Below are 1,019 nucleotides of genomic sequence, written 5' to 3' on the forward strand. Positions count from 1 at the left end.
CCGGTCAGACCACCGAAGGTGAAGGTGATCAGGAAGCCGGTGGCCCAGAGCATCGGTGTCTCGAAGGACAACGAGCCCTTCCACATCGTTCCGATCCAGTTGAAGAACTTCACGCCTGTCGGGACGGCGATGAGGAACGTCATGAAGGAGAAGAACGGCAGGAGCACGCCGCCGGTGACGTACATGTGGTGGGCCCACACCGTCACGGACAGACCGGCGATCGAGATCGTCGCGGCCACCAGACCCATGTAGCCGAACATCGGCTTACGGGAGAAGACCGGGATCACTTCGGAAATGATTCCGAAGAACGGTAGGGCGATGATGTACACCTCTGGATGGCCGAAGAACCAGAAGAGGTGTTGCCATAGCAAGGCCCCGCCGTTGGCGGAGTCGAAGACATGCGCACCGAACTTGCGGTCCGCCTCCAGGGCGAACAGTGCGGCCGCGAGGACCGGGAAGGCCAGCAGGACCAGCACCGCGGTGAGCAGCACGTTCCACACGAAGATCGGCATGCGGAACATGGTCATGCCGGGTGCGCGCATGCAGATGATCGTGGTGATGAAGTTGACCGAGCCGAGGATGGTGCCGAAGCCGGAGAAGGCCAGACCCATGATCCACAGGTCGGCGCCGATGCCCGGGCTGCGGACCGCGTCGGACAGCGGGCTGTAGGCGAACCAGCCGAAGTCGGCCGCGCCCTGCGGGGTGAGGAAGCCACCGACCGCGATGAGCGAGCCGAACAGGTACAGCCAGTAGGCGAACATGTTCAGCCGGGGGAAGGCCACGTCCGGCGCGCCGATCTGCAGCGGCATGATCCAGTTCGCGAAGCCGGCGAACAGCGGCGTCGCGAACATCAGCAGCATGATCGTGCCGTGCATCGTGAACGCCTGGTTGAACTGCTCGTTCGACATGATCTGCAGACCGGGGCGGGCCAGCTCGGCGCGCATGAACAGCGCCAGCAGACCACCGATGCAGAAGAACGCGAACGACGTGACCAGATACAGCGTTCCGATCGTCTTGTG

The 1,019-nt window shown here is 63.3% G+C and carries 1 protein-coding gene; it reads right to left on the minus strand.

Annotated features, from left to right (window positions below):
* A partial coding sequence (locus ACWD3I_RS49265) for a cbb3-type cytochrome c oxidase subunit I (RefSeq protein ID WP_365414290.1) occupies window positions 1–1,019 on the minus strand: 1,019 nt, incomplete at both ends.

Source organism: Streptomyces sp. NPDC002817 (assembly GCF_053592055.1).